The 26555-nt window shown below is 63.3% G+C and carries 27 protein-coding genes, 1 tRNA gene and 1 pseudogene; 9 read left to right on the top strand and 20 right to left on the bottom strand.

Going from position 1 to position 26555, the window contains the following annotated elements; translation table 11 throughout:
- Positions 1-170: 170 nt before the first annotated feature.
- The 4 genes from ACTHLF_RS01390 to ACTHLF_RS01375 form a co-directional block, all read right to left on the bottom strand.
- Positions 171-329 (bottom strand): hypothetical protein, encoded by a 159-nt coding sequence (locus ACTHLF_RS01390; protein ID WP_440324175.1) that lies wholly within the window; start codon positions 327-329, stop codon positions 171-173.
- Positions 330-339: 10 nt separating this feature from the next.
- A complete protein-coding gene (locus ACTHLF_RS01385) occupies positions 340-474 on the bottom strand; it encodes a hypothetical protein (RefSeq protein WP_440324174.1) in 135 nt (44 codons plus the stop codon).
- Positions 475-1482: 1008 nt separating this feature from the next.
- On the bottom strand, positions 1483-1980 hold the full coding sequence (locus ACTHLF_RS01380) for a YciE/YciF ferroxidase family protein (protein WP_440324173.1): 498 nt from the start codon (positions 1978-1980) through the stop codon (positions 1483-1485).
- 17 nt (positions 1981-1997) lie between these two features.
- The gene (locus ACTHLF_RS01375) at positions 1998-2507 is read right to left on the bottom strand and encodes a ferritin-like domain-containing protein (protein ID WP_440324171.1); all 510 of its coding nucleotides are present in this window, start codon (positions 2505-2507) and stop codon (positions 1998-2000) included.
- Between the two features lie 211 nt (positions 2508-2718).
- Between ACTHLF_RS01375 and ACTHLF_RS01370 the strand changes: the two genes are divergently transcribed.
- From ACTHLF_RS01370 to ACTHLF_RS01360, 3 genes and pseudogenes are all read left to right on the top strand, one after another.
- Positions 2719-3609 (top strand): manganese catalase family protein, encoded by an 891-nt coding sequence (locus ACTHLF_RS01370; protein WP_440324170.1) that lies wholly within the window; start codon positions 2719-2721, stop codon positions 3607-3609.
- A 139-nt stretch (positions 3610-3748) separates the two neighbouring features.
- A pseudogene (locus ACTHLF_RS01365) lies at positions 3749-4039 on the top strand (hypothetical protein); the annotation flags it as partial.
- Positions 4040-4375: 336 nt separating this feature from the next.
- On the top strand, positions 4376-4663 hold the full coding sequence (locus ACTHLF_RS01360) for a hypothetical protein (RefSeq protein ID WP_440324168.1): 288 nt from the start codon (positions 4376-4378) through the stop codon (positions 4661-4663).
- Positions 4664-5070: 407 nt separating this feature from the next.
- On the opposite strand, the gene ACTHLF_RS01355 is transcribed toward ACTHLF_RS01360, so the two are convergent.
- Positions 5071-5325 carry a hypothetical protein gene (locus ACTHLF_RS01355; protein WP_440324166.1) on the bottom strand — a complete coding sequence of 85 codons (255 nt, stop codon included), beginning with the start codon at positions 5323-5325 and terminating at the stop codon, positions 5071-5073.
- A gap of 534 nt (positions 5326-5859) precedes the next feature.
- Here ACTHLF_RS01355 and ACTHLF_RS01350 point away from each other — a divergent pair.
- Both ACTHLF_RS01350 and ACTHLF_RS01345 read left to right on the top strand, forming a co-directional pair.
- Positions 5860-6123 carry a KTSC domain-containing protein gene (locus tag ACTHLF_RS01350; RefSeq protein WP_440324164.1) on the top strand — a complete coding sequence of 88 codons (264 nt, stop codon included), beginning with the start codon at positions 5860-5862 and terminating at the stop codon, positions 6121-6123.
- An 826-nt stretch (positions 6124-6949) separates the two neighbouring features.
- Positions 6950-7186, top strand: a complete 237-nt coding sequence (locus tag ACTHLF_RS01345) for a hypothetical protein (RefSeq protein ID WP_440324163.1) — start codon at positions 6950-6952, stop codon at positions 7184-7186.
- Positions 7187-8129: 943 nt separating this feature from the next.
- On the opposite strand, the gene ACTHLF_RS01340 is transcribed toward ACTHLF_RS01345, so the two are convergent.
- Positions 8130-8426: a hypothetical protein gene (locus ACTHLF_RS01340; protein ID WP_440324162.1), complete on the bottom strand. Its 297-nt coding sequence runs from the start codon at positions 8424-8426 to the stop codon at positions 8130-8132.
- Between the two features lie 879 nt (positions 8427-9305).
- Positions 9306-10925, bottom strand: coding sequence for a histidine kinase famiy protein (locus tag ACTHLF_RS01335; protein WP_440324161.1), 1620 nt, complete (start codon positions 10923-10925; stop codon positions 9306-9308).
- 220 nt (positions 10926-11145) lie between these two features.
- Between ACTHLF_RS01335 and ACTHLF_RS01330 the strand changes: the two genes are divergently transcribed.
- On the top strand, positions 11146-11820 hold the full coding sequence (locus tag ACTHLF_RS01330; RefSeq protein WP_440324159.1) for a beta-ketoacyl synthase chain length factor: 675 nt from the start codon (positions 11146-11148) through the stop codon (positions 11818-11820).
- A gap of 529 nt (positions 11821-12349) precedes the next feature.
- On the opposite strand, the gene ACTHLF_RS01325 is transcribed toward ACTHLF_RS01330, so the two are convergent.
- Positions 12350-12490, bottom strand: coding sequence for a hypothetical protein (locus ACTHLF_RS01325; RefSeq protein ID WP_440324157.1), 141 nt, complete (start codon positions 12488-12490; stop codon positions 12350-12352).
- 969 nt (positions 12491-13459) lie between these two features.
- On the opposite strand from ACTHLF_RS01325, the gene ACTHLF_RS01320 reads away from it, so the two are divergent.
- Positions 13460-13720 carry a hypothetical protein gene (locus ACTHLF_RS01320; protein WP_440324156.1) on the top strand — a complete coding sequence of 87 codons (261 nt, stop codon included), beginning with the start codon at positions 13460-13462 and terminating at the stop codon, positions 13718-13720.
- Positions 13721-14038: 318 nt separating this feature from the next.
- Here the strand turns inward: ACTHLF_RS01320 and ACTHLF_RS01315 are convergent, their stop codons facing one another.
- From ACTHLF_RS01315 to ACTHLF_RS01300, 4 genes are all read right to left on the bottom strand, one after another.
- Positions 14039-14269, bottom strand: a complete 231-nt coding sequence (locus tag ACTHLF_RS01315; RefSeq protein ID WP_440324155.1) for a hypothetical protein — start codon at positions 14267-14269, stop codon at positions 14039-14041.
- Between the two features lie 159 nt (positions 14270-14428).
- Positions 14429-15139: a response regulator gene (locus ACTHLF_RS01310; RefSeq protein WP_440324153.1), complete on the bottom strand. Its 711-nt coding sequence runs from the start codon at positions 15137-15139 to the stop codon at positions 14429-14431.
- Between the two features lie 367 nt (positions 15140-15506).
- On the bottom strand, positions 15507-15968 hold the full coding sequence (locus ACTHLF_RS01305; protein ID WP_440324151.1) for an Hsp20 family protein: 462 nt from the start codon (positions 15966-15968) through the stop codon (positions 15507-15509).
- Positions 15969-16145: 177 nt separating this feature from the next.
- Positions 16146-16334 (bottom strand): hypothetical protein, encoded by a 189-nt coding sequence (locus ACTHLF_RS01300; protein ID WP_440324149.1) that lies wholly within the window; start codon positions 16332-16334, stop codon positions 16146-16148.
- A 502-nt stretch (positions 16335-16836) separates the two neighbouring features.
- On the opposite strand from ACTHLF_RS01300, the gene ACTHLF_RS01295 reads away from it, so the two are divergent.
- Positions 16837-17220, top strand: a complete 384-nt coding sequence (locus ACTHLF_RS01295; RefSeq protein ID WP_440324147.1) for a cupin domain-containing protein — start codon at positions 16837-16839, stop codon at positions 17218-17220.
- 169 nt (positions 17221-17389) lie between these two features.
- Here the strand turns inward: ACTHLF_RS01295 and ACTHLF_RS01290 are convergent, their stop codons facing one another.
- The 4 genes from ACTHLF_RS01290 to ACTHLF_RS01275 all read right to left on the bottom strand — a co-directional run bounded on the left by ACTHLF_RS01290 (position 17390) and on the right by ACTHLF_RS01275 (position 22740).
- Positions 17390-20644, bottom strand: a complete 3255-nt coding sequence (locus ACTHLF_RS01290) for a response regulator (RefSeq protein ID WP_440324177.1) — start codon at positions 20642-20644, stop codon at positions 17390-17392.
- A 428-nt stretch (positions 20645-21072) separates the two neighbouring features.
- The gene (locus ACTHLF_RS01285) at positions 21073-21831 is read right to left on the bottom strand and encodes an EAL domain-containing protein (protein WP_440324146.1); all 759 of its coding nucleotides are present in this window, start codon (positions 21829-21831) and stop codon (positions 21073-21075) included.
- A complete protein-coding gene (locus ACTHLF_RS01280; protein WP_440324144.1) occupies positions 21828-22142 on the bottom strand; it encodes a hypothetical protein in 315 nt (104 codons plus the stop codon). The genes ACTHLF_RS01285 and ACTHLF_RS01280 overlap by 4 nt, the downstream gene beginning before the upstream one ends.
- Positions 22143-22497: 355 nt before the next feature.
- Positions 22498-22740, bottom strand: coding sequence for a hypothetical protein (locus tag ACTHLF_RS01275; protein WP_440324143.1), 243 nt, complete (start codon positions 22738-22740; stop codon positions 22498-22500).
- Between the two features lie 151 nt (positions 22741-22891).
- On the opposite strand from ACTHLF_RS01275, the gene ACTHLF_RS01270 reads away from it, so the two are divergent.
- Positions 22892-23116, top strand: coding sequence for a hypothetical protein (locus ACTHLF_RS01270; protein ID WP_440324141.1), 225 nt, complete (start codon positions 22892-22894; stop codon positions 23114-23116).
- A 784-nt stretch (positions 23117-23900) separates the two neighbouring features.
- Here ACTHLF_RS01270 and ACTHLF_RS01265 read toward each other — a convergent pair.
- The 4 genes from ACTHLF_RS01265 to ACTHLF_RS01250 all read right to left on the bottom strand — a co-directional run bounded on the left by ACTHLF_RS01265 (position 23901) and on the right by ACTHLF_RS01250 (position 26452).
- Positions 23901-24149, bottom strand: a complete 249-nt coding sequence (locus tag ACTHLF_RS01265) for a protein L (RefSeq protein WP_440324139.1) — start codon at positions 24147-24149, stop codon at positions 23901-23903.
- Between the two features lie 142 nt (positions 24150-24291).
- On the bottom strand, positions 24292-24666 hold the full coding sequence (locus tag ACTHLF_RS01260) for an HIT family protein (RefSeq protein WP_440324137.1): 375 nt from the start codon (positions 24664-24666) through the stop codon (positions 24292-24294).
- Between the two features lie 108 nt (positions 24667-24774).
- The gene (locus ACTHLF_RS01255) at positions 24775-26274 is read right to left on the bottom strand and encodes a DUF6538 domain-containing protein (RefSeq protein WP_440324135.1); all 1500 of its coding nucleotides are present in this window, start codon (positions 26272-26274) and stop codon (positions 24775-24777) included.
- A gap of 88 nt (positions 26275-26362) precedes the next feature.
- A tRNA-Ser gene (locus ACTHLF_RS01250) sits at positions 26363-26452 on the bottom strand.
- Positions 26453-26555 lie beyond the last annotated feature (103 nt).

The following is a 26555-nucleotide window of genomic DNA, read 5'->3' as shown; positions in this document are numbered from 1 at the left end:
GATGGGTGACGCCTGCGTCATGGGGCCGGAATGTCAGACGTTTCCGGCAAGCCAGAGAGCGGCGACGAACGCACCAGCAGCAACGAGCCCGGCAGCGAGCCAGACCACACGCGCCAAGACCGAGACGCCCACATCGGTGGGCGTCTCATTCTCACCACCACCCGTGCCAGTCATCCGCGGCCGCCTTCGTCCCGCTTGCACGCATCGTCCATCGTCTTCTCGCCTTCCTTGATTTTCTTGTCCCGCCTTTCTTGCTGCAGCTTGTCTTGTTTCGCAACGTAGTCGAGATTGCGGTCGCCCGACTGCGGCTTGTGGTTCTGGTCAGCCATGGTCTCCCCCTCAGCCCTGGTCTTCGTCATCGTGTTCCTGCTGCGGGGACTGTTTTCCCGCAGGTTTTTTTTCGACGCGATTGGCAGTGGAATCGTCGTACTCGTGGGGCGAGGTATCGGTCTTCTCTTTCTTCTCGCTGTTCATTGCACTCTCCTCTTTGTGGGCAGCCATCTTGAGCCCCCGGATGCATGCGTCGCGTCCCGCCGCTGGCACACGGTCGTCACACGACGCAGGCACTGCCCGGCTTCATCCACAGGTGCGCCATATTTCTCATTCCGACTCAAGCCAGTTTCGCGCCGTAACACTCTGCGAGCAGCCGGTCGACATAGACCAGTGCCTGCTCGTCCGAGGCCCTCGTGGTGCCGGCGACGTCGCCCGGAAACTCGACACTGTCGAAGCATTCGCCGTGCTGATCGACAATCTCGACGGTCCAGATTGTCCCGTCTGACTTTCGTTCCAGCCGGTACCATCCTTTCCGTCCCGAAGGATAGTTGAACGGCCCGGACAGGACGCACGCCCGACTGGGCGTCGTTTTGCCAATGGAAATCCCATGGGCGCGGCACAGGTGACTGCACGCATCCTCACGCGCCGCATCGAGGGTGGGCGATTCCCCGCTGACGTCGGCGTCGGAGCGTCCCGGGTTTCGGAATCGTGCAGTCCATGCCCACGCGCGGCACTCTTTGATGGTCGACGCTGAAAGCAGCGCCTCGCTCGGTCTGCGGACGGGGGTCTGGCAGTGAAACTGCAATCGCGCGACGCTCGGCCTTGACATCGAAAGTCTCAATGGCTACACCATCGGAAGCCAGGGAGCATTCCCCGTGGACGACACGCCAGAACGGCGAACGCCGTTTTCCACGCCCGACATTGAACCCGAACCGAAGACCGCACAAGCTCAGGTTTGGTAGTTAAGCGTTAGCTTGCGGGAAAAAGTGGCCGTAGAAGTGTTCAATGTGGCAGAAGTGGTCATCGACAGGGCCATTTCCCTGAACACTGGTGAAGTCCCGCTACGGACGCTCCCTCCGACTCACCCATCGGCTGTCTCGCGTGCGTGCACCCCGCTTTGGTCGTCAACCCGGAACAGCGCAGACATACAGCCAAGCACCCGGCCTGAAAGCCGGGTGCTTGGGAGCGAGCGGGATATCGTGCGCGGAGCTAGGCGTTTTCGGCGGCCTTCTGGGTTGCCACCGATGTTGCAAGCAGCGTCAGTTTCTCGTCGGCCGCCTTTTCTTCTTTCAGCGTGTCGGCGAGCAAGGGCACCGCATCGGTGTACCCCAACTGCTTGGCCAAGGCCATCAACGTCCCGTAGCCGGCAATCTCGTAGTGCTCGACGCGGTTGCCGCCACCGATGAGAGCAACGTCTCGCAGCGGGCCCTCTTCCACACCATCGATGACTTCCTTTCCTTCCTCAACCAGGCCTTCCATCGCAGCGCACTTGATGCGCTTGAGGCGAATGCCGAGCAGCTCGACTATCTGGTCGATGCGCTCCACCTGGCCCTGGGTCTCTTCAAGGTGCGACTCAAACGCCTCTTTCAGATCAGGATGGGTGGCGGCGCGTGCAAGGCGCGGGAGTGCTTTTGTGAGCTGCTTTTCGGCACTGTAGATGTCGGACAGTTCGTGGACGAACAGGACCCCCCCCCCCTTGATGGTCATGTCTTTTCTCCGGTTGGTCAGCGCTTGGCTTCAACATGGGGGGTGGCGTCACGGGCGAGAAAGTCGTCCGTCAACTCAGGGAGGTGATTGAGCAGCCATTCGGCCATCGCTCGCTCCTGCGGGAGTATTTCGTCGACCAGCCGCACCGTCTCCGAGTCTCCTTCGGCGAGGGCGGCAGCCCGCAGCGTCGTGTATGTGGCAATCTCCAGGTTCTCGAAGACATAGCCGGCAATTGCGCCCTTGATGACTTCATCGGAGTTGACAGAACCACCGATGGCTTGACCAAACGCCATGACCTTCCCGAGCGCATCCTTGGTCACGGAGGGCTTCGTGTCATACCGGGCGAGACAGCCTTCGATGAGCTTTTGCTGGCCCAGCGTCTCGTCGAGATGCTGCTCGATGCGGGCCTTGAGCTTGGGGTAGTGCTCAATGCGCCCGGCCTGGGCTTTCAGCATCTGCTCCGCCTGCTGTTCCATTGCGTGCGCGTCCCGCAGCCAGTCGATGAGGTTGTCCCGATGCTCTGCCATGGATGGGTTCCTGTTTGGGTGTCCAACAAGGATGCATCGGGCACCATCAAGAACCGCTTGTGCGGATGTGAACCACAAACATGCTTGTCCTCACCAATGTGTTTTCGGGCCTGTGTTTCACGTGTGTCAGGGCTGAATCACGTGATTGCGCCGACCCGTGCACGCCGTGACTTCCAGTGTCCGGTGGCCAGCCACCAAAAGGAGCCAGCACGTGTTCAATCACAACAAGCGTCTGCAGTACACCGTCCGGGTCAGTGAGACCAATCCCGCCCTTGCCAATCTTCTGCTTGAGCAATTCGGCGGTCCGCAAGGTGAACTTGCCGCTGCGATGCGCTATTTTACCCAAGCCCTTGCCGAGGAGGATGCGGGCCGGAAAGACATGCTGCTCGATATAGCGACAGAAGAACTGAGCCACCTCGAAGTCATCGGATCCCTCGTCGCCATGCTCAACCGGGGCGCCAAGGGCCGACTGGCAGAAGCCATCGATTCGGAGGCCGAGTTGTTCCGTTCTCTCCAGGGCGCGGGAAACGATTCACACGTCACCCAGGTGCTCTTTGGTGGCGGACCTGCCCTCATCAATTCTGCCGGTGTGCCGTTCAGTGGTGCCTATGTCGATTCCATCGGCGAGCCGACGGCCGACCTCCGGTCAAACATCGCCGCCGAAGCGAGGGCGAAGATTGTCTACGAGCGGCTCATCCATGTGACCGAGGACCCGGGCGTCAAGGACGCGTTGACGTTCCTGATGACCCGCGAAATTGCCCACCAGAAGTCGTTCGAAAAAGCCCTTTACTCCATGGACAAGAGCTTTCCGCCGGGCAAGTTGCCTGGAGACCCACAATTCACTGACGTCTATGTCAACGCATCCCGTGGGGAGGGAGATACCACGGGGCCGTGGTGCGAGGGCAAGGACTTCTCGAAGGTCATCGTCCCGGACGACGACAACCTCCCGGTCGATGGGGGCGACGGTCTCGCGTCCGTGACGCTCGCGGGGAAAGAGAAGCAGGCCGTGGAGGCGTTTGCGGTGCGTGGCGCATCCGACCCCGCGCGCGACCCTATTACCGGTGCAGACCTCGGCACCCTGCAGCAGGAGCCGAAGGAATGAGGAGAGGCGCCGCCCACTGCCTGTTTTGCCGATGCCGCCGACCGGCGGGCAGTCGCCGGCTCGTCGCTGGCGTCATGCTGGCCGTGGGCGGCGCCTTGCCGCTCCTTGGTGTTTTACTGCGCGGCGGCTGAAGCACCGAATGGCCTTTATCGAAGCGCTCCGTACGCCCGAGCCGCTGGGATGGCTTGCGTCAATCATCCTGCTGTCGACGATTGCGCGGCAAATCTGGCGACAGGCCCGAGCGCCGACGGTAGAAGCCGTGTCGAAATGGCTCTTCATCGGCCAGATTTCCGCGTCAGTGCTGTACCTCACGTACAGCCTTCTTGTTGGGAACGCCGTCTTTGTCGCCTCCAACGCAGCGCTACTTGTAACCGGCATCACAGGTCAGGTCATTTACGTCGTCCGGAGACGCAAGGGGAAGGAGGTTGCGGCACCCGGTCGCGGTGCCAGCGCCACGGCGTCGTCATCGAAAAAGGCCGCGCTGCCCGACGCACTCAACCGCCAGTAGCCGTCCTCTGCGGTCAGAAGGCCGATCGCTTCGAGCACCTCGCAGGACCGGGCGTTGAGTGGATGGCGCGCAAGCAGGGCTGTGTCGGACAACTGCCGCAATGTTCCGAGCATTTCAGGCGTCATGGCTGGCATCAAGTTCCCTCCCTCAATGTTGCCGCAGCGACGGGGTGTGCGCCTCAGTCATTTCCGCAATCGCGGCTCTTCACCTGCCCTTTCCGGAGCGCCCGGGACACTTCCCCGTTCCCAGAGGCCCGCCATGATCCCCACGCCCGCTCCCCTCCGCGCATCGAATCCCCGCCTTGCCGAACTCCTCGCCAGGATGACGCTGGAGGGCTACGGGACGCTGCGCGCCCAGTCCATCCGCCTTGGTATACCGGCTGGTGCGCTTCGCAATTACAGCGCCGGATTTCCCCTCCCCGACGAGGTGGCCCGCGATATCGAGTGGATGATGGAGTTGCCGGACGGATGGCTCAACGACGCCGATGAGCCACGGGCGGTTGGCGCAGGTGCGGGCGCCGTGGCCGGTTTGATGCCTGCCCGCTAGACGCGTGCGCCCCGTCAACCAGTCGCCGCCCGGCGGCACTGGCCATTTCCCAAAGAGAGGCCAACTCGCCGTCGCAAGGCCTCGACGGCCGCAACGCTGCGCCCCTTGCGGCCGAATGCGACAAGCCGAACTGGCGGGGACGACTGACGTCTTCACCGCCCCCGCTGATGTCAGCCGGTCCTTCGGACACCCATGTGACCCATTCCACGGTCGCATGGCGGACGTGCCCCAAGTAAGTTACCAGCCGCCCACGCCTCCCGACGAAGCGGACCAGCTTGCGCCCGGGATCGTCGGGTAAAGAGCGAAAGCCGAGCGTGGGCCTAGCGTGTCACATCGGCCGGCACAAGGAGAAGTGGGTCTCCTGGCACACCGATGCGCTTTGACGTCCTGTCGTTGCAAGGCTCCTGTCAGTTGTCGAGCACGTCGGTTCGCGGCGCATCCAGCCAGCCCACAGGCCGCTGCATTGCCCACTCGATTTCACGGGCGACTTCATCCGACATCGGCTCGCCTGCAAGAAGCGCGCGCAGGTGCTGCTCGGTCAGCCCCCCCAGGATCTCCCCCTGGGCCGCCAGCGAAAGCACGCCCTCGTCGGTCAGCTGTTCCGACAGGCGACGGAGATTGGCGCAGCGACGGGCCTGTGGATTGGCGGTTTTCCGGTTCATTGGAGCTTGGCCTGTCTGACGACGATGGGGGAACACACGGGGATGGGACGAGGCGATGACATGGGTTCTTCAGCAGGTCCACAGCCCAAGACGGGACCGGCATGCAGCGTCGCTGGCGGGACATCGCGACAGAATGCGGTCATGCGTGCCCACTGCCGGGGCATCGGCGACGCGCAGACGGAGCCAGGCGCGAGTCAATCCCATTGTGGCGTACCACAGGTCCAATCGGCCGGACGCCCGTCGATTTGCCGAATAATGCCCTAGCGGCACCTGTGGCCCTGTGGTGCCATACGCGACGGATTCAGAGGCTGTTATCGTGTCCCCTCCCCCGCCCTCCGACGACGTCGATACCCTGCGTCAACTCGACGACACCTCACGTCTGGCCTACCCACCATTGGACCAGCACGCGTGCGAGCGACTGGAAAAAGCGGGGCTGGTGAGCGAAGAAGCCGGCTGGTGGCGCATCACGGCATTGGGCCGGCTGGCGTTGGCGACTGCGGCGCTGACTGCGCGTAACCGAGCACTGGGCCAATCGTGAGGGCAAGGGCTGACCCAATTCGTGGCGTTGACCGAGGGAGTCATCGCGTGAAACGGGAACCGGTGCGCTCGTCCGTCATTGCGGAAATCGGGTATGACCCGGACATGCAGCTGATGGAAGTCAGGTTCCGCTCGGGATCGGTCTACCGGTACGGCCCCGTCAGCGGCAGTCTCTACACGCGGTTCAGAACCGCCCCGTCCCTGGGTCGTTTTTTCGACGCGCACATCCGGGACGTCGTCCCGTACGTCCAAGTGAGTTGACGACAGTCGACGGTCCGAATGAGCGAGGCCACCGCCCCCGCCTCCAGCCCAGTTCAACGCGTACAAAAAGCCGTCACAGCCGTCAGCCCGCCTTGGACGAGGCTCGATTCCGGGCCCACCCGATAAGGACCGCCAGCCGTGAGATGGGCCTTGCCGAAGTCCTTGAGGTCGCCGAGGACTTGATAGCCCTGCTGAGGCCGCCCGGCGCGGAACCGTTGCCAAGTTACGGCCATGCCATGCTCAGGCTCGCCAAGGTCTTAAATCCGCGCCAAGCGCCGTCGCGTTAACGGTCCATCCAGCCAGCTGGTTTATGCATGGACCACTCCATTTCGCGGGCGATCTCGTCCGTAATCACTTCGCTCGTGAGAAGTTTCTGGAGATCGGTGCCATTCAAGACAGCAAGGATTTTTCCCAACTCGCTCCATGACCGAATGCCCTCTCCGTCCAGTTCATCAATAAGCTCCCTCAGGCGGGCGCGCCTTATCGCCTGAACGGTTGGGTCAGCCGGCAATCGGCCGCCAGGATTACCCATGAGGAGCAACTAGTGAGTTTCGACCCGGCGATCTTACACGCAGACTATGCGGTGGTCCTGCATCCATAATTCCCCGGAGCACGTATACGCTGCCATGCCAGACGTGAATCCGTCCCACGAATTTCCGTTCCTGGCGGTCTGCTAAGGGTGTAGAGGGATGCCCACGGCCGGCCTTCGGGCGCCTCATCGAGGCCCCGACTGGCGCGTCAACCGCCTGAATCAGCGGTCGGAGGATCCGTCCTGCAGATTGAAACGCCTCGGAGGAGAGCGGAGATGGGGAGTGAGTCGAGTGTCATGATCGACTTGAAAAACGCAGCCCTGGCGATGAACCGGGCAGCAATCGGTGAGGATTTCGACGGTGCACGGTACTGGGCGTCGCGCATTGCGAATCAGTCCGCCCGTTGCGGTCAGCTGGAAGTACAAGCTGCCGCGTTGCGCGTCCTTCTGTTTCTTGGCCCCTTCGGCACCGAACCCACGCGAGGCTTCGGCAAGGCAATGCTCGAGCTAGCGGAACTGTTAATCCGCTTCTGAGAGCAGGTGCCTCATTCGAATGGCCGCGCGAATCGGTGCACATTCAATGGATTCGCACCAGCTTGTTGCCATTCGAAGGACGGCGGAACGTCCCAGATCTATCTCTCTCCAGGCCGGCCGAACACCGACGGGACAGGTTGGATGCGGAAGCTCGGTTGCAACCACGCTTCTATTGCCGCTATCGCTGCCGCCCCCGACAACGCACGCGTTTGGACCTCGACCACCCTGGACGTGCGTAACGAGTAGTAGCAGATGCCTTTTTCGTCCACCAGCTCAACCAGCTTGACGCCGGAAGAGGGGCTCCTTCGAAGCCGGACCGTGGTCGAAAATCCGAAGACCGTTGTCGAGTGTTGCTCCAGAGCTCGTTTCTTTTCCATGGTCGGACACTTCGCATGAAAGGTTGCAGTGCATTGCCGGCAAGGAGGCGTTTGCGGATCACTCGGGCTTGCCTCCCGCTGCCAGCCATGGAATATAGCTCGGCGCCGGATCTGCACGCCATGGAAGCAGGGCCTTTCACGTTCCCTTGCTTACTGCCGGTATCAGCATGCCCTTGGGTCAGGTCGGTCGGCCCCTCACGAGCGGTAGCAGGCAGCGAAACATGCAGACAGTCGGATGGGCGGTGGTCGAAAACGAAAGCGAACCCGTGCTCCTGGTCGAGGAGCGAGGATCACGCGTCATCCAATACCCCGGCGGAGCAAAACTGTTCGCGGAGTGCGACGACCTCCCCCATTTCCTGAGCAAATTGGCAGCGCAAGGGTTCGTGATCATCCGGTCCGGGACCGGGAGACCGGACGACCTCTGAGGTGCCCTACCGCCCAAGACGGTGACCAGTGACCTCGTTCAGGGCAACGTCCGGCGAGGAAATGTCGCGATTTTGGAAGCAGCGATTCTGGCCACGGAGCAAGGAGCGCTGATGGCCGATGGCCGACGGTTGGCGGAACGGTCACCCCCGTAATTTGCGTTCCGCGCGCTGGTGCAAGCGAAGGGCCACCGCGTCGCGGATCGCCTGCTCAACTGGCAGCCCCCGGACGGGGAGCGCCCCCGAAAACTCCTCGACAACCGCACCGTCGCGCCAAAGCAGACCCTCGGCGTAAACCACCCCGCCGGCGCGTTCAATCGCAAGACACGCCGTGACGTCGCCACATGTGACCTGCAGATAGGTCCTGTCACTGCCGTGGGAGAGGTCGCTTGCGACAAAGGGCGTTGCCAGAAAGCGGTTCTCGTCGAAAGGCTGTTGCATGGTCGGGTCTCCGGCGCTTCGCGGATGATGCGCCGAGTCCGATGTCCGTGGCGGAATGAGAATGCTTTCAACCCATCCTGGTTCAGCTGCGACAGGCCCGTCTGAAGACGTCCCGGGCGGCCCGGCCGGGCATCCTGCCTGCCCACCGGCGGCGGTCGTCAGCAGCCTGCCTCACCTGCCGTCCTTTGCCATGATCGTCGAGCCCAGCAAGGGGCTGCCAGGAAAGGTCCGGGCGGGTCATCTGAACTGCCCCATGCGCATCAAGGCCGGACGGACCCTGGTCGTTACGCCTAGGCTTTCCGGTGCCGGATTTGCAAGCACGACTCGCAATCATCGGCGGAGGGTCGACGTCCGGAACACAGGTCCGACGCACATCGCCGGTGTATCCGGTCACCACCCACGCTGTCGTGAACCGGTCGGCATGCATCCGGAACGCCGTCTTCCTGCGTATGACGAACTTTGACGGCAGACAAGGGTGAGCATGGACATCGCACGCTCCAACAGCACACTTCACTGGCTCGTCGTTGGCGGTGGGCAGCCGTGGGCCGCGTTTCTTGACTCCGTTTCCGATGCCCACGCGTGTGTGCAGGTAGACGATTGGGCCGGTGCGGTCAGGCACCTCGTCGCCTTTCATACCGTCAGGGCAGTCGTGTATTGCAGGGGCAGCGGTCCCGACCTTGAGCGGGCGGTCAGGCAGGCGTATGCCATGAAGCCGGGCATCACGGTTTTTCTCGCATCCGACATCGACCCACTTGTTGCGCCCTCCATTCCACGCCTCTCCCCCGGTGACGTGCCGCCACACGTGTGGCCATGACTGGCCGATGCCCTGCGCCTGAGCCAATGGCATGCCTGTCCACTGCACGGAACGAGACATGCGCGTCAGCTGATGCCGGTCGGCCCGTCGAGCACGAAGCGGATTTTCCGCAGGAGGTCCATCCTTGAGTACGGCTTGTTCAGCACATCGAAGGCGATGCCTCCCGCATCCGTGCGCTGCACCGACTGTGACGCATAGCCGGTCGTCAGCAGGACCTTGATTGTGGGTCGGATGGCGCGGGCCTTTCGCGCCAGAGCGACGCCATTGATATCGCCGGGCATTACAATGTCCGTGAACAACACGTCGAAGGCATCGTCTTTCTCCAGGCGATGGAGTGCCTCTTGCGGGTCGCTGAGCGACACCACCTCGTACCCGGGCGATTCGAGAATCGTGTGAGCAAGTTCGGCGAGGTCATGGCGGTCGTCGACGACCAGGACGCGCTCATGACCGGACCGGTCCGATGCGCGGTCGATGCGGCTGACCTGCGGGACACTCCGCCCATCGTCGTGTTCGACGGCCACGGGAAAGTACATCGTCACCGTGGTCCCCTCGCCCTCCTGTGACGTCAGGCCCACCGCGCCGCCCGATTGTTTGGCAAAGCCATAGACCATGGACAGCCCAAGGCCAGTGCCCTTGCCCTCGTCCTTCGTCGTAAAGAACGGATCCATCACGCGGGATGCAATCTCCGGCGGCATGCCCGTGCCGTTGTCGATGACGTCGATGGCCACGTACTCACCGCCCCGGCTTGAGAGCTCACCGAGGTTGTTGACTTCGAGCGGCGTGGCGTTTCGCGCACGGATGACGAGGCGCTTGCCTGGCCGTCCATCCATCGCGTCCCGCGCGTTGATGGCGACGTTGAGCAAGGCGACTTCGAGCTGGGTGGGGTCAAGACGTGCGTTGCGGGTGGCCGGTGAAAGCTCGAGGTCAAGGACAATGTCCGAGCCTATGGAGCGTCCCAGCATGTCTTGCATGTCGGCGACGACCTGGTTGGGATTGACCACCCGGCCCTGCAGCGTCTGCTTGCGCGAAAACGCAAGGAGCTGGGACGTCAGGGTCGACGCGCGCTTGATGCCGGCCTTTGCGCCCCCGATGAAGCGAAGCAGCTTTTCCCGGTCCGGGTCTGGTCGGGCAAGGCCCGCCTCGACCGATTCGACGTAGCCAATCATCAGCTGCAGCAGATTGTTGAAGTCGTGAGCGATGCCACCGGTGAGCTGGCCGAGCGCCTCCATTTTCTGCGCCTGGCGAAGCGCGTCTTCCGCATCACGCCTGCGGCTGACGTCAAGCTGGGACGCAAAGAAATACACCACCTCCCCATTGCCGTCATAGACGGGAGAAATGAAGAGCGCGTTCCAAAACGTGCTGCCGTCTTTCCGGTAGTTGAGGATTTCGGTTGCGATTTCCTGATTGCTGGCAACGGCGTCGCGTATGGTCGAGATGGTCACGCGGTCGGTGCCGGGCCCCTGCAGAAGGCGACAGTTGTTGCCAATGAGCTCCTCGCTTGTGTAACCGGTCATGCGCAGGAAGGCGGGATTGGCGAAGATGATGGGGTTGTCCGCCTTCCTCGGGTCAGTGACTATCATCGGCATGCGGGTGGTGGAGACCGCCGCGAAGAAAATGTCACTGCCAGGGTGGTCGACGCCCTCATAGTCAATCCGGGTCGGCACGCGCGATGTCGGTTCAGCCATGGGCGGTTTCCTTGGTCGAGCCACGCATTGTCAGGCCAAGCATGGGAATGGTTGATGAAAGGCCCACCCACCCGTATCCATCTTCACGTGGCCGAGTCATCAAGGGGTTGCATGCTGTGCGCCCCACCGCAAGGACGCCCGTCTGAACGCGCTACTGCTCCCTGCCCATGCGAGGACCCGACTGGAACGCCCGGCTCACCATCAAGCCGTCCGCCTGCGGGTGCGCGTCTCGGCGGTGTCGTCTCTCGCCCCGACCCAGGGCACGCATGGCCGGCGGGCCTCAGTGTTCGAACGGCTCGCCCTCGATGCTGCGAGGGATGCATGCATGAAATGGGGAGGGGACATTTCAACGCTGCAATCTGTCTTTGCGACGCATTCCGGGGATGCCCAGGCGGTCGACCGGCTGCTCCGCAGTGTCACCACTACGCCGGCGGCGCCCTCGCCGCTTACGTTCCTGCAGTCGGTCTCTTGCACGCTCGCTGGCACCTGGGCGACCCGTACCCACAACCTCGCCGCATCGACCACCGTGACGGCGGGTCCACACACCCTCGGTGCAGCCCTGCTCGAAGCGGCCGTCATGGTGGTGTGCGAGGAACACCCCTGTCTTCTCGTCGTCGCCGACGTCCCGCCTCCGCCGCCTTTGTCCATGCCTGACCACGTCACGGCGTCTCAGGCACTGGCGGTCATTCTCTCGCCGATGTCGGGGACCGGAAGCGCCATCGACATTGGCCACATGGATGCGCAAGCGGTCCACCGCCCACGGGTGGCGGATGTCGACCTGCTGCGTGCGGTCCTCGTCGGCAAGACACGGGAAGTCACCGTCGCATCGGGCCCGTCGTCGTATGTGGCCATCCACGTTCAGCGTGCCCATCCCGCCGGCAGCGCGAACCTGTAGCCGGGGCAGGACCGATCAAGGGGCCGGGTGGCGTGCTGGCCTGCGTCAGGGCCGCTGGCGTTGTTGCCGACATCCGAGACTTTGGCCATTGTCTCGGCGTCATCCCTAGCGCAAAAAGGGCTCATCGCGCCCGTTGAAATATCGCTCTCCTCCAACCATGCAAACACTGCTGCGCAGGCGCAAAAGCTGTGGTTGAATGGCGCCGGAGGCACGACAGATGTCAGACCACACCATCCAACGGGATGTCCAGCCGCTTGTGCGGGAAGGGCAATGCCTTAGGGAGGCCTTGCTGGCCCAGGATTTGACGGCGGTGCGCTCTCGCGCCCGGAAGATGGCAGGTGTCGCGGGATTGCTAGGCTTTAAACGCGTTGAGGCCGCCGCATGCGCCCTGGTCGAGGCTCTGGGACCGGAAGGGACAGTGCCCCGTCCCGACTATGCGCATGCCGTCTTCGCCCTGTCCGACGCGCTTGATGAAGCCACATGGTAACGACGAGTTGCTGGCTCGCCCCTGGCAGTTCCGGGGACTCGGTCAGGCGATCGCGTCCGGCGCAAAAACGTCCAGCCAGCCACGGGGCCTGTTCATGGCCCACTCGACGTCGCGTGCGAGCCGATCACCGATGGGTGCGCCGTCCACGATGCGGCCAAACTCATCGGGCGGGATGCCCAGCATCCGCGCCCTCGATTGGCGACAACCGATGCCCTCGCGGCGAAGTTCGTTGAGAAGGAGGCGAAGGTTGTTTCGCCTCACGCGTTGCAGCTCATCCATCGTCCCGGCCCTCCCCTATAAGGCCCGGCCCCTTTGTCGGAAAAAGCCCTGTCCGCTTCAAGAGGGCACGCTTCACGAACGTGAAGTGCTTGCCGTGGAGATGCCGACCAGCCGCCCGGTGCACCGTGTCCATGCAGCTTGTCAGTTACGTTGTCGCTCCCTGCCACGCGGCCATCCGATGCCCACGACTGGCCCCATGGCCCGCTGCCACCTTTTACGATTCACGTCGACCGCCTGATGTGCCAGATCCTGGCAGGCGCCGACATCGCGGCGGCAAAACACCTATGTGCGGCTGCATCGATCCCCACTCCCATCGAGCGGGCAGACATCACTGCCGCCACATCTGCCCCGTCCCGAGGCGTTGCCAGGCACTGAGCGGCCGAGGCAGCGATGCTAGCCGAGTCCGCCCCGAACTTCCCCTGCCAGCGCCCAGACACTCGCCCATGCTTCCTGCCGCGTGCTGTGGTCGGCCCGGTCCGTGCCACCGGCCACCTGCCGGCCGGCCGCATCAAACACCTCATAGCGTCCCCGGTAGCGGCCGTCGTCACCGGCCTCAATGGTGTAGCTGCAGGTATGGCTCATCGTACAATTGTATACCACTGCAAATATCCGATTGCCAGCGCCGCAGTTGCCAGGGCGCAATGGACAGGCCCCCATCAGCGTCTTCCATCCCGGACCTCACTTGACAACCCGGCGTGCCGACACGGCAGGGACAGGCATCTCGTGCATTGGGATGACGGCGACCGCGCCGTCGTTTGATGCTTCGCCGGACTGCCGCATGACGTTTCGTTGCAGCCATTCGCGGCGGGCGGGCGGGTTGCCAGAGTGTCTCGTCCGACGCACCATCGCCCGAACCCAGATAGGACGCAATCCATGACATCGACCAAGAAAGTCGGGGCCCACTGGGCGGTGGTCGAGGTCATCCGGCTCGATGCTCCCCGACCTTCCTGGAAAGTTAGGTGGGCGCTCTATGCAGACGAGACGGTCGCGATGCGCGCAACCTCGCCTATCGTGAACGGCGCAGCCGCTTCGGGCAGTACCGCTGTGTTCGGTACGGAAGCGGAGGCAATGACGCGGGCAGCCGAAGACGCATCGGGCAGCGAGGCTCTCCTGAGCACAAGCCATCAACGGTGAACGGGCCACCGTTTCCAGGGCCTGCGCCACGCTAATACGTGAGCGGTGCGGCATGTCGGCGATGCAACGGATCCGGCGGTTCGACGCAATGGGTGAATTTTTCCGCTGCCAGACGTGCTGGGCGCGGAATGCGCTCCCGAAAAATCCCTCGTTTGTGCGGCCCGCGTCGAGATAGGCAGCACGTCATCGAAAGGCACCGACCGCTGGTGACTGGAAACATGAAACCCTTGCGGTTTAACCACCAGCCTCGCGCCTGACCATCCGAGGACGTCGCCAGCCAAAACGTTCGTGCAGGCGCATGACGGAAGCCATTGAGCGTCAGCTGAATCGGGGCGGAGCGCCGGACGTGATGCCCCAGCGGAGCACGGCGGCCTGCAAGGTGGCTGGCATCGTCTCCTCGCTCGCCGCTGTCCCGGTCAGGGGAACGGCGAGGGTGGTGCCGGGAATTTCTGCCGACCACACCACCTCCCGGCCCCTTAAGTCGAAGGTCACCTGGGCACGAAGCAGCACGCCGTATTCGTCGACCACCTCAATGACTTGGGTCTTCAAGGGCAACTCCTTCTACGGGACGTTCAGGGACGAGGACGGCGAGCCCGTGCCACGGTCATGCGCACCCGTCGAGCTCACCCTGCGCGCGCCCCTGTCAAACGATTGGGCATTGAACCGCCCGCAGGCAGAGTTGACCGAAGTCCGGTGGAAGAAGGAAGCCTAACCCGGGGCATCCGCTGACGCCGCCACAAGGTTCAAAACGGCCAGCAGCTGCCGGCGCTGGTAGGGTTTTGCCAAAAAAAGCGCGCCCTCCGGCAGGCGTGGAATCGCATCATTCCGCAGCCCGGTTGCGACCACAATGCCTGTCCCCGGCCAGCGCTGATGGATGTCCTCGGCGAGCACCACGCCCCGCCCTGGGGACTCAAGGTCGATGTCGGTCATGACGACGTGGAACGATGACTCGTCGAGTGCCGTCATCGCCCCCGCCGCACTGGTCATCCCGGTCACAGCCCATCCATTGCTCCGGAGCACTTCTGTCGTGATGTCCAGCAAGACCTCATCGTCTTCGACCAACAAGAGCTTGCGGGGAATACGTTTTCCGATGGCGGCAGCGCTGTCGGAGGAACGGGAGGACCTTCCCGAAAAGAGCTGCCGGCTGACTTTCTCGACCATGTCACGGACGGCCTTGCACCGCACGCGAGCGTTGGATGCCGACGCATAAAACAGGACGCGGTCTCCGTCCACGGACAACAACGCATCGCCAAGCCTGCTTCGCGTAAGCGCCGCCTCGATGATGAACGCATCAACCCAGGGCCGCGTCGGCACAACGCTCAGCAAACCGACAATGGGCGGGTCGCGCACGATGTCGACAGCCGTTTTGAGCGGTGGGACTTCGAAACCAACAATGCGGGGAAGGCGACGGAGCGGCATAACGAAAACGGAAAGGTTTGGATGGCCAATCGATTTTCAAAATCCTGCCAAAGGAAACCCGGCCGTGGCAAGACATGCGGGGTCAGCGGTTCAGCAACCGTGCTCCGGCATAGTGGCTGCATCGCATATCGACGCCCGGAAAGACGCTCAGGCCAGGGCGCTTTCCGCAGCGACCCAGTCCACCCTGGGGATTGACGGTGTCGGGCTCAAAATGAATGCAGTCGATGCACTCGCGGCGCACGGGCCGGGTGGGCGGACGCGACGTCTCGGCCCACGCCAAATCCGCATTGGTCACGGACCAGCGCCGCGTTTTCTCTTCGGTCCCAGCCATAAAAAGCCCGCCCCGTGGTCGGGGCGGGCGGGCTCGTCAGGCAGCGTCGCGCTCAATCTGGCGCACCGGCTCGGCCCGGTCCGGGGAGCTGCTCACCGGAATGGTGCGGGGCTTTTCGGCCTCCGGGATCTCGCGTGCAAGGTCGATGGACAGCAGGCCGTGGGCGAGTGTCGCGCCGGTGACTTCCGTATGGTCAGCGAGCTGAAACCGGCGGCTGAAAACGCGCGACGGAATGCCCTGATGGAGGTACTCCCCTTCCCTGTCGAGCTTCCGCTCACCGCTGACGATGAGTTCTCGCTTGTGCTGCGTGACGGCGACTTCGTCTTCCCGGAAGCCCGGGACGGCGATGGACAATCGGAAGCGGTTGTCGGACAGACGGATGGAATCGAACGGCGGGAAATCGTCGCCCTGGCGTTGCGCGGCTGCCTCCATGAGGTCAAAGACGCGATCGAGGCCGGAGTTGGCGCGAAAAACGGGATTGAGGGTGAGACTACGCATGGCAAATCCTCCAGGTACAAGGAAATGGAATGGGTGCTCGCCTGAGTCCAGGCAAAGGCCGGTGTTCCACCGGCATCAGGCAAATAGGGCCGGCTTCGTTGAGTTCAAGGGCGCGGATTCAGCATTCATTTAGACGTCCATCCAGCACGGCGCCGCGCGCCCGCCCCTACTCGCACCTCACTCGCGGACGATGTGCCAGGCGCCGTCGGCGTCTTCCTGCAGCACCGTGACGTCGTCACCCATTTCCTCCATCACTCGCGCGCGGTCACAGGCGGCATGCAACGCAAGGAGCCCGTCAGGGTACGACTCCCCGTCCCGGCCGTTGATGGAGACATGCCAGGTCCGGGTGTTGTGGGCGGGATACATTATGTAGATACGGACCTGCGCCATTCGTACTCCTCGGTGAGCGGCCAGCCACACGTGGCTGGCCGTCGGACAGAAAAAAGCCCCTGCTGATGGACAGGGGCTCGTGTGGCGCAGCGGGGGTGGGAGGGACTGCGTCACGGGCGCGGATGATGCTGGGTGGAAAGTCACCGTTTTGTGAGGATGCCCAAGGCCCGACCGGGAGCTGGCGTGGGCCACGCCCGCAAGAAAGGCTGCCTTGCGACGAGGCGTACTTCCTCGGGCTGAAGCCACAGGTTATCCTTGACGCGCCATTCGTGAGAATCGCACGAGCCTCCGCCCGGAGGCTCTCCCCCTAACCCATGGACGGCCCTGGCCTGCGCCCATGCTCGGGCGCAGGTCAATCTCCACCGGCTTTCCGCGCAGGCAGAGGTTGCTGTCGTCGCCATGTCGTGCACACCTCAGCGACATGTCGCACACGACATCCGGCGCCACCCTGTCATTCGTACCTGTACAGGCCGGCCCTATGACTTCGTTGCCCTCCGCAGACGATTATTCCGCCGAGACCGCAATGTACCCGCCCCTGACGGTGGTCGATGTGCTCGCGGAGCAAGCAACGGTGACCGGCCCCTACAGCAACCGTGCATTGCTCGACATCAATGACGCGTGCGTGCGGCTCGCCGTTTTCGATCAAGCGTACCGTTGGCACCGCCATCCAGCTTCGGACGAGTTCTTTCTCGTTGTCGAAGGGTGTCTTGAGGTGGAGCTCGCAGACGGCAGCTCTCTGACGCTCGGGCCATGGCAATCCGTGGTCATTCCCGCCGGAATCGTACACCGGACCAGTGCCCGGGGACGGACAGTCAATCTGACCGTCGAGACACAGCAATGCCTCACCGAGTTTCTCGACTAGTCTGCCGCCCACCCTTGCGGCATGAATCGACCGACCCGGGCCCGCCAGGTCACTTGGCGGCCGGCCCGCCGACGCGCCGGGGGCATCATCTCGCGGAAAACAGCGACCATGCCCTTGGCACGCCATACGTCTATCGGCGGCATCCGGCCGGGGGACGTGACCAACCCATTCACCCCGTCAGCCACACCCGCAACAGCGACAGCAGTTTGTCGACGTCCAGCGGCTTGGCCATGTAGTCATTCGCCCCGGCTGCGAGACACTGCGCCTGGTCGTCCGCCATGGCTTTGGCCGTCAGTGCGATGATCGGCAGCTTCGCCCATCGTGCGTCTGCCCGTATCTCGCGTATCGCAGTCAGACCGTCCTTGACCGGCATCAAGATGTCCATCAACACAAGCTCCACCGGCTTCCCACCGTCGCCGAGCAGTGCATCGACGGCTTCCTGACCATTGCGCGCGATGGTCACGCTGCAACCGTGCGGCTCGAGCACATTCATCAGGGCGAACACATTGCGTACGTCGTCCTCGGCCAGCAGGATCCGCTTGCCTTCCAGCGTGGCATCGCGATCCTTGGCGAGGCGGATCATGCCTTGTTGGCTTTCCGGCAGATCCTGGATAACCCGGTGCAGGAAAAGAGTTACCTCGTCGAGCAAGCGCTCGGGCGAGCGCGCGCCCTTGATGATGATTGAGCGTGAGTACCGGCGAAGGCGCTGCTCTTCAGCGTCCGTCAGCTCGCGCCCGGTGTAGACAATGACGGGCGGGAACGCGTGGCTGTGGCTCGTGCTCAACGTCTCCAGCAGCGCAAAGCCGGAGGTATCGGGCAAGGACAGGTCCAGGACCATGCAGTCGAATGTGTGATGGGCCAGTTGCTCAAGGCACTCGGCAGCTGACCGAGCGCCGACAGTCTCCACCTCGGCTGAGTTCAGGAGACGGCTGACCGCGTCGAGCTGCACCGCGTCGTCTTCGACCACAAGGACGCGTCGCGGACGAAGGGACAACCGACGCTCGAGCGACGTCAGTGCGTCGGTCAATGCGTCCGATGTGACCGGTTTGACCAGGTAACCCACCGCGCCGAGGGACAGGGCGGCGTGCGCGTGGTCCGCCGCTGAAACGATATGCACAGGAATGTGGCGCGTGCGCATGTCGTGCTTGAGGGTATCGAGTACATAGAGGCCCGATTGATCGGGCAGACCCACGTCCAGCACCACTGCGTCGGGCATGTGCTCACGCGCCAGGCGCAGGCCCTCGGCAGCGGACCCTGCCAGGACCGCCTTGAATCCCAGGGCTGCGGCGCGCTCCCCGACGATGTCGGCAAAGACCGGTTCGTCTTCGATGATGAGGATGAGCCGCCCATCCGCCCGCTCGCGGTACGGGTACTCGGTGGCCGCCGATGGACGCCTCGGCGGGGTCGCGGCCGGCACCATGGCCTTGACACCCGCCTCCCCTACGTCCCCTTGTGCCTCCGCGTCCGTGGCCGGCTGCATCCGCGTGGCTATCGAGAGGCTGAAGGTACTGCCCTGACCTGGGGTACTTACCACCGTGATTTCGCCGCCGAGGCGGTGGGCCAGTTCCTGGGAAATCGACAGGCCCAGACCCGTGCCGCCGAAGCGTCGGCTGATTGAGCCGTCGGCCTGCTGGAAGGCATCGAAGATGCGCGCGTGCTGGTCGACAGGGATGCCGATGCCGGTATCGGTTACGTCAAAACGAATGCGGCCTCCGCGTTCGGCATGCACATGGACTTGCACTCCGCCGGCATCAGTGAACTTGATGGCGTTGGAGAGCAGGTTCTTCATCACTTGCTCGATCCGCTGGCGATCGCTCTCGATGACTGGCGGGCAATCCGATCCCGCGACGATGGCGAAGGTCAGGCCCTTGTCCTTGGCAATCGGCTCGAACAACGCGGCCAGGTCGGCCAGCAGGCGTTCGATGGTGAGCGGCTCTGCGTGCAGCTCGACGTGACCGGCCTCAATCTTCGAAAGATCCAGGATATCGTTGATGAGGGTCAGCAGATCGTTGCCCGAGGCGTGGATGGTGTTGGCAAACTTGACCTGCTCGTCGGTCAGGTTGCCTTGTGCGTTGTCGGCCAGGATACGAGAGAGGATCAGCGCGGAGTTCAGTGGCGTGCGCAGTTCGTGCGACATGTTCGCGAGAAACTCGCTCTTGTACTGGCTGGCTCTTTGGACTTCCTGGGCTTTCGCATCCGTAGCGAGGTTCGCTGCGGCCAGCGCGTCGCGCTGCGCGGCCAACTCCTCGGCCTGCTCGGAGAGGTGGACGTTGGTCTGCTCCAATTCGGCCTGCTGGCTTTCGAGTTCCAACTGCGAGACGCGCAGGGCCTGGCTTTGCTCCTCCAGTTCCTCGTTGGAGACGCGCAGCTCTTCGCTCTGGGCCTGCAGTTCTTCGGCCTGATGCTGCGTTTCATCCAGCAAGCGGGCTAGGTCGGCGCGGTAAGCGGCCGAACGCAGCGCCACCGCGATGGCCGCTGATGCCTGATCGAGCAACTCGACAACGTCGTCGGCCACGGGCCTGAAAAAGCCAAGTTCGACGACGCCGTGCACCCGGCCTTCGCTCACTGCGGGCGCGATGACCAGATGACGTGGAGAGGCGTCGCCCAACGCGGAACCGATGCGGAAGTAGGCCTCAGGCACATCGTGAATGACCAGCGGACGCGCATTGGTCACAGCACGCCCCAGCAGGCTGCCATCGGTCGTCATGTCGTGCACCGCTGCCGCGCCAGACAGTCCGGTCGTTGCGATGGGCACCAGTCGGCCATGGTCGGCGGCGAAGGCCACCGCCGCCTGGGCTCCCGTCAGGCGCGTGAGCGCTCCGACGACGGCACGCCCCAAGTCCTCGGCCGACGGATCGCCGGCGAGGACGTTGGACAATTCCAGCCGACCAGCCTGTAGCCACGCCTCGCGCTGTCGCGCGCGACTGGTCCGGCGGATCACTACGCCGACGAAGATGGTGAGCCCCACCCCCAGAGCCGCACTCGCCCCACCCGAGGTCAGTGCTGTCGCGTACGCGCGTTCCATTTCAGCCAGGCGTCCCACGCGCTGCTCGGCTTCCGCTGCGCCCATCGCGGCCAGGCGTGCGCGGATGTCATCCATTGCGGCCTTGCCCCGGTCGGAGTTGATCACGGCAAGCGCGGCGTCCATTCCCTTGTCACGACGCAAGGCGATGGTCTGGGCCAGCTCGGCGAGCTTGTCTTGCACCCGGGCCTTGAGTTCAACCAGTCTCGCCAGCTGCGCCGCGTCGTCCGACATTGCCGCGCGCGCGACATCCAGCCGTCCTGGAATCACGCCGACGGCGGCACGATACGGTTCCAGGTAGCCCTCGTTGCCAGTGAGCAGATATCCGCGCTGGCCGGTCTCGGCATCCTGAAGGCTCGATAGCACGTTGGTCAGCGCCGCAACGGCCTCGTGCGAACGCATGACGTTCGCGTTTCCAGTCCGAATGGTTCGCACGTTGATGGCGGCCAGCCAGCCGCTGGCGACAAAGAACAGGATCACGGCAGTCAGGGCAAGCCAGATGCGGCCGTCGGCGCGAGACGTTCGTGGGAAGGTCGTCGTGGGATTGCTCATGAGGATCGCAAGGAGGAGGCAACCCCTTACCCTAGCACGTCGGCACAAGCAGGCCGAGGGGCCCCACACGACTCTTCCCACACCAGCCAACATCCGTCCCGGGATGGGATGTGCCCTGTCAGGCTTCGGAGGCCCGCCCTGCGCGGCCTGCCCGAACGCCCGGCCAGGTCATGGAGCACGGGTGCCGTCCGGACCGCCACGGTGACGGGGTCCTGACGTGACCAGCGCTTCCCTCCTGCGGCGGGGTGAGGACAGCGTCCGGCTCAGCCTTTGCGGTGCTATTGGCCGGCAGAGAGGTCAGGCCATGCCACCTTTGGCAACGACGCCAGCCCGGGTTTTGCAAACAGAAAGCCCTGTTGCAGTGGAATGCCAAGGTCGAGGAGCGCCCTGCATTCGCCTTGTGTTTCCACGCCTTCGGCAATGACCCGCACGCCAAGGTCCTCACAGAGTGCGACCGTGTGCCTGACGATGCGCTGGCGGGTAAAGTCGGCGTCTATGCCGCGCACCAAGCCGATGTCGAGTTTGAGTAGGTCCGGCTGGAAGTCGGCGAGCAGGTTCAGACCGGCAAAGCCCGCGCCGAAGTCATCGATGGCGGTAAAAAAGCCATGGGCTTTGTACGCTGCGAGAATGCGGACAAGATGGTCGTGGTCGACAATCTCTTCGTGTTCGGTCACTTCGAAAATGACCCGGTCCAGTGGCCAATTTGCAGCCTTCGCCGCTGCGAGCGTCGCCTGAAGGCAATGCTCGGGGTTGTAGACCGCGTTGGGCAAGAAATTGATGGACAGCAGCGCTGGCGGGCAGACTTGGGCGGCCGTGCGAATGGCGGTAATGCGGCAGGCCTGGTCGAAGGCGTAGCGGTTTTCATGATCCACGGATGACAGCACGTCGTACGCCGATTCGCCATGGATGCCCCTGACCAGTGCTTCGTGCGCAAAGACGTCCTGGGTGACGACATCGACAATGGGCTGAAACGCCATAGTCAGCTTCGCGGCCACACTTTCAGCATCCCCGCATCCCCGGCACCCCGGCGTTGTCATGCCGGATGGTCGAGCCCGGTAGCATTACCACCTTGGAGAAGGCCGCCGAGCCCCACCGACAAGGACGCGGGCGTCCCAAAATCGCCCTCGTCAGACTGGGTGGATGTCGAGGTCGCTGTAGGCAACGAGGCCAGGGAGCCCTTTGCAATGTCCAAGGCGCAGCCCATCGCTTCCGAGTAGGACGCAAACCGGCGGGCGAGCTGCCTTCGGCGGACAACAGCTCCATCGGTATCAACGATGATGTACGACGCGGAATAGCCCCGGCCGGGAATCAATTCGACGTCCACATCAATTGTGTAGGCAGAATCCATCGGGCATTCACCGTGTCAGACGGATGGAACATGCCCCGGCCGATGTGAGGCCAAGGTGCACAAATTCGTCTCACCGACGTAGCGCCGATCTCGAAAGCGTGACACGGGGTCAAAGGCCACGACGGTGCCAACCGTTTGACCGGTCAGAGTCGCGCGACTGGCTGTAGGCCTCAACCACGGTACGGCCTCCCAGCCCGTCGATTTCCAGCTTCTTGTCGCTCGCTGACCCGACGCCCTGCTTACGCATCCTTTTCCGCCTTGGCAAGTCCAGGGTAGTCTTCCAACATGACTCCCAAATCCAGAAGCTCGCCAAGCAAGGCGACAAGGTCGGCGTCGTATCGGGTACGCAGCTGACTCAGGCGGGCTCCGCGCGCCTCGGCGTGTCCATCCATCCTGCGGGCTGAGCCATGAGAAATTCGATCTCATCAGCAAGCGCATCACTGACGGGCGCGCCGCGCACAAGACGCGCCAGCTCATCTCCATCAAGCCCCAGCAGCATCGCCCGGTCAGCGGCCGTCGGCGCGCCATCGCGCTTGAGCTCTGAGAGCACCTCCAGCAGGCGGGCGTGGCGGTTGGCGTGTAGTGTGGCGTCGGTCATGACACATCTCCGGTCGACATGGGGCTGATGCTCAACGCCCTCGTGCATTGAAAATGTCGACGTCGCAGGTGACCATGGATAGCTGTTGGCGGTCGTTCATTCACGGCGCACACGCCGACCGACCGCCGGCCCGCACCCATGCCGAGGATGTATGCAGACAGCTTGGACATTAACCGACGACCAGGGACGCGAGATTGCGGTCCGCGTGTCGTTTGAATCGAACGGGCGGGAGGTCCAGTGGATCGCCCAGTTCTCCGGAACCACGCATGCCACCGGTGAGTTGTCCGGGACCGCGAAGGACGAGGCGGACGTCAGGGGTGCCGTACAAGCGGCGTTGCTCCAGGCGGGCGTTCTTACCGAGGGCAAGAGCCGCTGACGCGCAGCTACGTCAGCGCGTCGTCAATGGCGCGATGGAGCGCTTCCCGTACGGCCGTCCAGGTCTCTGGCGCGGGCCGGATGGAGCGCTCGAGGACTTTCCCGCAGGGCATGCGCACATGCTGCGATTTGCGGGTGTCCCGCGCCGTCGGCACGGAGCGCCACCACACGCGCCTGGTGGCGTGCCTGGGGAAAAAGACCATGGTCGAGTGCGTCGTCCAAAGCGAGGGTCGACCGGATGACGGTATCGAAGGGAAGAAGCGTTTCGTTGGGCACGGCGCGTTCTTGGCATGTGCGAATCCCGAACTCGAGTGCACACGGGTATCCGGGCGCGTAACGGCCGAGTGCATCTTGCTGCGCTGGTGGGTGTGGAGGCGGCCACTTCGTCAGCACGTTGCGGACGACCAAACGGGCGGTGGTCGTCGAGCGGGCCAAACTCTCGGGGACGTACGATGTCGGGCGCGTGGGTGCAGGGGATGTCCTGGCAGTCCGGGTAAAAGCGTCGGGTCATGACTGAAATCCGGGATCCCCATCCTGGCAAGGAATTGGACGCTGTCAACCCTTGGGCCGGCGGCGCCCCATTTGTTCCAGTCATTCGCGCCGTCCCTCTCCAGCATGCGCATGTTCGCAGTGCGCGCCCCTACCATTGCACCGATTGTCCGGCGCTGCGCGAAGCTCAATACGCGCCGGACGCAAAGCCACCGCATGCAGCGGCAAGTGAAAGGAGAACGGTCCAACTGGGACAAGCGCACCCTGGCGGGCACAGGGTCGACCAGTGCCCTGCGTCAGGCCGGCTTGTGGTCGGCGCGGACGTTCAACCGCCAGCGGATTTTTCCCTGTGCCACGGTGTGCTGGTGATGGTTCTGCGGCGGAAAGGGGTCGTTTTCATTGCAGCAGTCCTCGCGCCCACACCCCTCGCACCGGTAGATGCCGGAGACCGGCACCGTCTCGCCGGTATGGTAGGTCTTGCGCCACCACTCGTTGGTATCGAGCACGCTTCGCAGGATGGAACGGGCTGGAACATAGGCACTCATGGGCATCCTCCCTGGAAAGCGGCATCATCCGACGCCACCCGGCCGCCGTCTTGTACATCCCCGACACCGTCGCCGAGCCTCAAACCGATGTCATCCGGGCCTTGAGCGCTTCGGCGATGAGGTCCGTCTCGCTGACCGGCAATTACTCGACCTCCCCCCACTTCGTCCCGCCCCCGGCCACCGTGCCCGCCACATGGAAATGGACGTGGCCTATCGACTGGTGCGCCGGCACACCGTTGTTTTGCCACACGGCAATGCCAGGGCGGTCATAGGTCGCATCAATCGCCCGCGCCATCTGCCGGACCAGACGTCCGAGGTCCGCTGCCTCCTCATCCGTCACATCGAGCAGCGTCTCCCGATGGACGCGCGGAATCACCAGCACATGCCCCACGCCGCGCTGCTCGCGCGTCACGAGCACCGCCGACAACGGCGTTGTCAGCAATAGCGTATACGGCCGCCTGCCGCTGAGGTAATCGCAAAAGGCACACCGGTCGTTGTCGGGCAGCTCAAGGGGCATTGGTGCGCTCGTTCGGGGGTGTGGGGATGGGCGACTGCAGTCCCGGCAATCATCCCTGCGGTCATGTCGCAGTCATGCGAAGCCGGGTCGGCGACCTGCACGCGTCGCTCAGGCGAATGCGTCCGTGTCAGGGGTAACCGGGTAGTCGAGCTTTCTGATGGCATCGAGAATCTGCGGCTTCGGTGCATCCATGCCGTAGGAGCTGTGGTGCGTATCGTCGAGCTCGTGGCCCACGTAGGCCGCGCGAAGTTCTGCGGCAACGCCCGCTGCCTGCAGGGTTTGAATCACGGTTTTACGGAAACTGTGGAAGCCCAGCTTTCCCGTGTCGGGCTTCGGCAGGACGAGTCCGCAGTGCCGGGCAAAAGCTTTCGACAGCCAGTCGCCAGACCCGTTGGTCGCCCCCTTCCCCACTTTCGGGAACAACCGGGTCTCTCCCATTTTGCGCAAACGCTCAACGCGTTTGAGAAGGCCAAGCCGGATGAGCTCGGGATGGACGGGAATGACCCGGTTGGAAAAATCATTCTTCGTGCTTTGTCCGTCGCCTTCATTTGTGATGCGAAGGCAGGGAATGCCGTCGACGTTGAAGAAATCGACCAGGGCGAGTTGTCCAACTTCGGACACGCGAGCGCCCATGTACAAGCCCATCCACGTGCCAAGGCGCGCTTCGGAGGACAGACGCTTGATGTTTTGAGGCGCAAACAGGAGTTTGAGCTGCGCGTCGTTGAACGCTTTTAAGCCGTGTTTCTTTCGCAGGCGTTTTTCGCGGGCCTTGTAGACGACATGCCCTGAAGCAGGCGAATCATTGCGGGGAAAGTCGATGAAGCCCTTGCCCTTGGACCACTCCAAAAAGCCTTTGAGGTAGGACAATTTGTTGACGATGGTCGGGGTGGCCAGTTCCTGTGCACGCAGATGGCTCACCCAACGACCAATCTCCACACGCGTCGCGTCATGCACGGAGCGTTTCATGCCGAAGAATTTGCCGAACTCGGTAATGGCCAGGCGCTTGATGACCAGGGTTTTCGGGATGGTGCCGGAGGCAATGTCGGCCAGCCACCCATCAATCGCCCGGTCGATGCGCTCGACCGCCTGGGGCTCGACCGCTACAGGGGCGGGTGCAACCGGTGCTGGACGAGGAATGGGTGCAGGGGACGGTACGTGCTGCGCGGGCGCTGCAGGGGGCGGACTGTCCATGGAAAACGTTTGTTCGCGCATCCACTGTTGCACGATGGCTTCCTTGCGCATGTCACCAATCGACTCGACCATCTCCCTGGCCAATGCATGGTCCTCGGGACCGTTCGCCTCCACCTCAATCGTGCCGTCAGGCCTGGTGACGAGCCGGTAGTGCGTGCCGTTCTTCTTGAGCCGCTCGAGGAGCAGCTTCGTTTCCTTCGTCATCCCTGCCATACACACCATCCGTACCTGCCGATGGAGCTCATCATACGCACGCCACAAGGCGAGTGCGCGGTCACGGGCAACGCCGATGTCGCGGGTGAACAAGCTGCGCTTGATTGCCGGTCGTCCCAGCATGGCCTGGAGCAAGACGGGCATGCGCCGGCGAAAGTGATAGACGCCGGAGGGAGCTTTGATGAGGTAGTGCGGGATGCGCATAAGGGACTCGATGTGTCCCGAAATGTGTCCCGATTTGTTTTTTCCAGAAATCTTCTAACTAATTGATTTTGCTGGATAAAAAAGTCACTGGCGGAGAGAGTGGGATTCGAACCCACGGTAGGCTTACACCTACGGCAGTTTTCAAGACTGCTGCCTTAAACCACTCGGCCATCTCTCCGTATTTTCAGCACCCCGGCTGTTGCAGCCGGAGGTCAAGCAAGGCGCGCCGGGATTGCCCCGGCGCGCCGATTGTACCAGAACCGGCTCAGCTAATCGCCGCG

The sequence above is a fragment of the Luteibacter sp. genome (assembly GCF_051958795.1).
GTDB lineage: Bacteria > Pseudomonadota > Gammaproteobacteria > Xanthomonadales > Rhodanobacteraceae > Luteibacter.
This window is presented reverse-complemented; position numbering and strand designations above follow the sequence as displayed.